6 protein-coding genes and 2 tRNA genes are annotated in these 5,703 nt (G+C 57.1%); 5 read left to right on the plus strand and 3 right to left on the minus strand.

The window, feature by feature from the left end:
• The first annotated feature begins 229 nt into the window (after window positions 1-229).
• The 3 genes from ACZ6ZO_RS12700 to ACZ6ZO_RS12710 all read left to right on the plus strand — a co-directional run bounded on the left by ACZ6ZO_RS12700 (window position 230) and on the right by ACZ6ZO_RS12710 (window position 740).
• Window positions 230-303: transfer RNA gene (locus ACZ6ZO_RS12700), tRNA-Asp, on the plus strand.
• A 26-nt stretch (window positions 304-329) separates the two neighbouring features.
• Window positions 330-402: transfer RNA gene (locus ACZ6ZO_RS12705), tRNA-Phe, on the plus strand.
• 74 nt (window positions 403-476) lie between these two features.
• The gene (locus tag ACZ6ZO_RS12710) at window positions 477-740 is read left to right on the plus strand and encodes a GNAT family N-acetyltransferase (RefSeq protein ID WP_465293061.1); all 264 of its coding nucleotides are present in this window, start codon (window positions 477-479) and stop codon (window positions 738-740) included.
• Between the two features lie 29 nt (window positions 741-769).
• On the opposite strand, the gene epsC is transcribed toward ACZ6ZO_RS12710, so the two are convergent.
• Window positions 770-1,366, minus strand: coding sequence for a serine O-acetyltransferase EpsC (gene epsC, locus ACZ6ZO_RS12715; protein WP_182385473.1), 597 nt, complete (start codon window positions 1,364-1,366; stop codon window positions 770-772).
• 55 nt (window positions 1,367-1,421) lie between these two features.
• Window positions 1,422-2,357, minus strand: coding sequence for a cysteine synthase A (gene cysK, locus ACZ6ZO_RS12720; protein ID WP_465293063.1), 936 nt, complete (start codon window positions 2,355-2,357; stop codon window positions 1,422-1,424).
• A gap of 465 nt (window positions 2,358-2,822) precedes the next feature.
• Between cysK and ramA the strand changes: the two genes are divergently transcribed.
• Window positions 2,823-3,668, plus strand: coding sequence for an acetate metabolism transcriptional regulator RamA (gene ramA / locus ACZ6ZO_RS12725; protein ID WP_182385475.1), 846 nt, complete (start codon window positions 2,823-2,825; stop codon window positions 3,666-3,668).
• A 12-nt stretch (window positions 3,669-3,680) separates the two neighbouring features.
• Here ramA and ACZ6ZO_RS12730 read toward each other — a convergent pair whose 3' ends face one another.
• On the minus strand, window positions 3,681-4,253 hold the full coding sequence (locus ACZ6ZO_RS12730) for a cob(I)yrinic acid a,c-diamide adenosyltransferase (RefSeq protein WP_182385476.1): 573 nt from the start codon (window positions 4,251-4,253) through the stop codon (window positions 3,681-3,683).
• Window positions 4,254-4,316: 63 nt separating this feature from the next.
• On the opposite strand from ACZ6ZO_RS12730, the gene murA reads away from it, so the two are divergent.
• Entirely contained in the window at window positions 4,317-5,576 is a 1,260-nt protein-coding gene (gene murA / locus ACZ6ZO_RS12735) for a UDP-N-acetylglucosamine 1-carboxyvinyltransferase (protein ID WP_465293066.1), read from the plus strand.
• Window positions 5,577-5,703: the final 127 nt, after the last annotated feature.

Raw genomic sequence — 5,703 nt, forward strand, 5'->3', positions numbered from 1 at the left:
GCACTGCTGTTGAAATTCTTTTGGATAAGCCTTCGGCATAATCACACATCCTTGTCGTTGAGGGTTTCACCGTCAACAAGAATCATGACAGCTCAAACTGCCTAGGTATGGGGTGAGCGACATTTGGGGTTGAAACCCATGAATTATCTAATCTGACCTGCAGATTTGTTTAGAGCTGGCACTTCTGTGTAAAGTTTTACCTCGTGCGAGAGAGAAACTCTTTCGACACGGCCCTGTGGCGCAGTTGGTTAGCGCGCCGCCCTGTCACGGCGGAGGTCGCGGGTTCAAGTCCCGTCAGGGTCGCAGGTTTATCCTAGTGATAAGCCAACGGCCAGATAGCTCAGTCGGTAGAGCACACGCCTGAAAAGTGTGGGGTCGCCAGTTCGATCCTGGCTCTGGCCACATGTTAAGTCCCTTGCCTCACGGCAAGGGACTTTCTTGTGTGATGGCCCACCTTTTCTGGCACACTGGTGCCCATGACTGAAGTACGGCACGAGAAAGACACCAACCGCTACGTCCTGGACATCGATGGTGAGGTTGCTGGCTACGCTGCGTACACGCTGGATGGCGAAACACGCGTCTTTGACCACACTGTTGTTAGAGATAAGTTCCAAGGGCAAGGCCTGTCGCGGCCACTGATCAAGGCTGCCCTAGACGACACGAGGACCGCGAACATTCCTTATACGGCTACCTGCTCAGCTGTCGTGCGATTTATCGAAAAGAACCCCGAATATGCGTGAGGCCCGCCGGAGCGGGCCTGACATAAGAATTAGATGCTGTAGTTAGCGGGGAAGCCGCCTGTAACGTAGGCGTCAGGGTCGACGAGTTTGATGCACTCGTCGGGGTTGCGTGGGCGATTCTTCGCCGGAATCCCCACGGCAATATGGTTGGCAGGGACATCTTTGGTTACTACCGCGTTCGCACCGATGGCGCTGCCTTCACCAATGGTGATGGGGCCGAGCACCTTCGCTCCGGCGCCCACGGTGACACCATCGCAGAGCGTTGGGTGGCGTTTCGTTTGGGTTAGCACCTGGCCACCGAGCGTGACTCCGTGGTAGAGCATGACGCCGTCGCCGATTTCGGCAGTTTCACCGATGACGATTCCCATGCCGTGGTCGATGAAAAAACGGCGACCAATGGTTGCGCCGGGGTGGATTTCAATCCCCGTAAAGAACCGGGTGACCTGCGCCAAAATGCGAGCAGGCCCCTTGAGCCCTCTGGTCCACAGCGCGTGACTCACGCGATGCGCCCAAATGGCATGGAGGCCTGAGTACACAATGGCGTTCTCGACATCACCGCGGGCTGCGGGATCATGTTCGCGGGCATTCTGGAGATCTTCGCGGATCATGCGAACTAGCTGATACATAGCGACGATGTTAGCAGCGTCTCGCCACTCGTGGAGAGCTTACGGCGTCGTTAAGCTAGTCGCGAATGTCCTCATACAAGATAGTGGAGACGTAGCGCTCGCCGAAGTCCGGCACGATGGTGACGATGGTCTTGTCCTTGAACTCTGGTCGGGAAGCGACTTCGAGTGCTGCTTTCACGTTAGCGCCGGCGGAGATTCCGCCCAGGATCCCTTCCTTCACGCCCATCGCGCGCGACATTGCGACGGCATCCTCGCTGGTGACGGCGAGAACCTCATCGAGGATCTTGCGGTCGAGTACTTCCGGGATGAAGTTCGCGCCCAAGCCCTGAATCTTGTGCGGGCCAGCCTTGCCGGTGGTCAGCAGGGGGGAATCTGCTGGCTCGACGCCAATGACGGTGATGTCTGGGTTGTGGTCTTTAAGCACCGTGCCGACGCCCGTCACCGTGCCACCCGTACCAATGCCAGCGACAAAAGCGTCGATTTTGCCGTTGGTATCCTCCCAGATCTCAACCGCGGTGGTTTCCTTGTGCCGCTGAGGGTTGGCTTTGTTGGCGAACTGTCGGGCCAAGATCGAACCAGGGCGCTCCGCGACGATCTCGTTTGCCTTGTCTACCGCGCCCTGCATACCGGCTGCCCCCGGGGTGAGAACAATCTCTGCGCCATAGGCGCGCAACATGACGCGACGCTCTGCCGACATTGTTTCTGGCATGGTCAGGACCACTCGATATCCGCGTGCTGCACCGACCATGGCGAGGGCGATACCGGTGTTTCCGGAGGTTGCTTCCACGATGGTGCCGCCCGGAGTGAGCTCGCCGGAAGCCTCAGCGGCGTCGATAATTGCAGCTCCGATGCGATCTTTCACGCTGTTGGCTGGGTTGTAGAACTCGAGCTTGACTAATACTTCAGCTTCGAGGCCTTCGACGAGGCGGTTGAGGCGTACTAGCGGGGTACGTCCGATAGTTTCCGTGACGTTGTTGTAGACGTTGGACATGTTTTCCTCTCGGTTGTTTTCACTGATGAGGGGAAGTCTACGCCTCTTCTGACGAAAAAACTAGTCTATATAGTTTAGATTAGGTAGACTGCATTGTCTAGATGTGTGTAAATTGTTGAACATTGTTGGATAATTTCGCCCCAAAATTGTGACATTTAACTTGGTCTTTTGGCTTGAATCTTGGGGGCAAATCTGAATACCCCTTCATGAATGGATAGAAAATAGCCGCTTCGGGGGTGGCTTATTTTGTTATAAACGCAGGTGAAAACGTTTTCGTGGCAGCTTTAGCCATCAAAGGCAGGGGTATCTAACTTGGTTGAACAACGCATACTATGCACATCATTAAGTACCTTGTGAATAAATTGCGCTTTGGTTCACCCCCGCTTTGTGGATATACTCCACATTAATGTGCGAATCGCACACCGACGGGTGTACCTGCTCGGGTGGAGTTTTAGAGGAGTTTCAATGGTGGAAACGCAATCAATCAAGGACGATGACGACGCGATCCGCGCCGCCCTCACCTCACTGAAGACTGCGACGGGAATTCCGGTCACCATGTATGCAACGGTGTTTGGGGAAAACAAATTGCAGATCAGCGCTTGGGTTGGCCTGCGTACCCCTGCCTTGCAAAACATCATTATTGACGCAGGGTCCGGCGTCGGTGGCCGAGTGCTGGCTACCAAACGCCCAGTGGGAGTCTCCGACTACACCCGCGCTAGCGTCATTTCCCACGAATACGACAAAGCCATCCAGGACGAAGGCCTGCATTCGATCGTGGCCGTCCCTGTTATCGTGCACCGCGATGTAGTCGGCGTCCTGTATGTGGGCGTTCACTCGTCGCTCCGCCTGGGTGACAAGGTCATTGAAGAGGTGACGATGACCGCCCGCGCACTCGAGCAGGACCTGGCCATCAACGCAGCTTTCCGACGCTCCGATGGTCCTCGGGGCGGCGCAGTCAAATCTGGCCGCGTGATGAACGGTGCTGAGTGGGAGCAGATTCGCTCCACGCACTCCAAGCTCCGAATGCTTGCTAACCGCGTGGGTGATGACTCGCTGCGCAAAGAAATTGAAGAACTGTGCGACCAGATGGTCACGCCAGTTCGCATGAAGCAAACCACTAAGCTCTCTGCCCGTGAACTGGATGTTCTCGCTTGCGTTGCCTTGGGGCATACCAACGTAGAAGCCGCCGAAGAAATGGGTATCGGTGCTGAAACAGTGAAGAGTTACCTGCGTTCTGTGATGCGCAAACTGGGCGCGCACACTCGATACGAGGCCGTCAACGCGGCGCGTCGTATCGGAGCGCTGCCTTAAAGAAACAGATAATTAGCGAGATCCGCCGGGAACCCACTTAGTGTCGTTCCCGGCGTTTTCGATTCGACCGAGGATAAACAACAGGTCGCTCAAGCGATTGAGGTACTGTGCTGGCAGCTTGGACGTAGTTTCGGGGAACGCCTCGTATGCTGCCCAGGCTGCCCGTTCCGCGCGTCGAGTAATCGTGCGTGCGGTATGAATAAGCGCTGCAGTTGGTGTACCACCCGGAAGGATGAAGGAATCCAGCGGGGCGAGTTCCTCATTGAAGCGGTCGCATTCTTCCTCTAACCGGTCAATGTAGGACTGCTCAATCCGGAGAGGTGGGTACTTGGGGTTATCTTCGATGGGCGTCGCAAGGTCGGCACCGGCGTCGAAAAGCTCGTTCTGCACGCGCCGCAACGTCGCTGCAATGTCCTCGCGAGGCGACCCCAACGCCAGCACCTCGCCGAGCGCGGCGTTCGCCTCCTCCGTGTCCGCGTAAGCGTGGAGTCGAGCGTCGTTCTTGGAGACACGCTCAAAATTGGACAAACCGGTCGTGCCTTCGTCGCCGGTACGGGTATAAATCTTGGTCAAGTGAACAGCCATGAACTCCACGGTAGTAGAAACCGCCCCAGACAGCCGGGCATTTTGCGTTTAGACTTGGGGGCTGTGAAAGAAACATTTTTGGTCACTGGTGGGGTGCGCCTCAAGGGCACGGTTAAAGTAGTCGGCGCGAAAAACAGCGTGTTAAAGCTGATGGCAGCAGCACTGCTCGCCGAAGGCACAACGACGCTCACCAACTGCCCAGAGATCCTCGACGTTCCACTGATGAAAGACGTTCTGGAAGGGCTTGGCTGCCAGGTAGAAATCGAGCGCGACAACGTGCGGATTACCACCCCAGCGCAGCTCAAGAGCGACGCCGACTTCGACGCGGTGCGCCAATTCCGCGCCTCAGTATGTGTGCTTGGACCACTGACTTCGCGGTGCGGTCGCGCCGTTGTCGCACTACCGGGCGGTGACGCCATCGGCTCCCGACCGCTGGACATGCACCAAACTGGCTTGGAAAAGCTCGGCGCCACCACCCAAATTCGCCACGGCGCGGTTGTCGCCACCGCAGAAAAGCTCCGTGGTGCGCACATCTCGCTCGACTTCCCCTCAGTGGGCGCTACGGAAAACATCCTCACCGCCGCAGTGCTTGCCGACGGTGTGACCGTCCTCGACAACGCAGCCCGCGAACCCGAAATTGTTGATCTCTGCGACATGCTCAATGAAATGGGGGCGAAGGTCGAAGGTGGTGGCACTTCCACCATCACCATTGAAGGCGTTGAAAAACTGCATCCCACCACCCACGAGGTTGTGGGAGACCGGATCGTTGCGGGCACCTGGGCGTATGCAGCAGCGATGACCGGTGGTGACATCACCGTCGGGGGCATCGCGCCTGTTCATCTGCATCTGCCACTCCAGAAGCTCCGCTTGGCCGGCGCCGAAGTGGAAACGTACGCCACCGGTTTCCGAGTTTCCATGCCGGCCCGAGCACAAGCTGTTGACTACCAGACCCTGCCGTTCCCAGGCTTCCCGACAGACCTCCAACCAATGGCGATCGGTCTCGCTGCAGTGTCTGAAGGTGTATCCGTCATTACAGAGAACGTATTCGAATCACGATTCCGGTTCGTTGACGAAATGCAGCGCCTGGGGGCTGATGCCACCGTCGACGGACACCACGTAGTGGTCCGAGGAATGGAGGAGCTGTCGTCCACCGCGGTATGGAGCTCAGATATCCGCGCAGGTGCTGGCCTCGTGCTCGCGGCGCTCTGTGCCGACGGGGTAACGGAAATCCATGACGTTTTCCACATCGATCGCGGCTATCCGCAGTTTGTGGAGTCACTCCAACAGCTTGGTGCCACAATCGAGCGGGTAACCAAGCCGTAAACCCCTTTTTTACCTGCGGGTTTGTGTTGTTGGTTGGGTGTGTGTAACTTTATGTGAGTCAGCGCGACCGACAACGCCCCGCTTGAGTGTGTGTGGCGGTAGGAAAACGAGTCGCTGATGGACAAGC

The organism is Corynebacterium sp. NPDC104732 (assembly GCF_055583565.1).

Bases quoted from the DNA above. Each gene is read 5' to 3' on its own strand.
- ACZ6ZO_RS12710 (WP_465293061.1), top strand. From the start codon at position 477: ATGACTGAAGTACGGCACGAGAAAGACACCAACCGCTACGTCCTGGAC.
- epsC (WP_182385473.1), bottom strand. From the start codon at position 1,366: ATGTATCAGCTAGTTCGCATGATCCGCGAAGATCTCCAGAATGCCCGC.
- cysK (WP_465293063.1), bottom strand. From the start codon at position 2,357: ATGTCCAACGTCTACAACAACGTCACGGAAACTATCGGACGTACCCCG.
- ramA (WP_182385475.1), top strand. From the start codon at position 2,823: ATGGTGGAAACGCAATCAATCAAGGACGATGACGACGCGATCCGCGCC.
- ACZ6ZO_RS12730 (WP_182385476.1), bottom strand. From the start codon at position 4,253: ATGGCTGTTCACTTGACCAAGATTTATACCCGTACCGGCGACGAAGGC.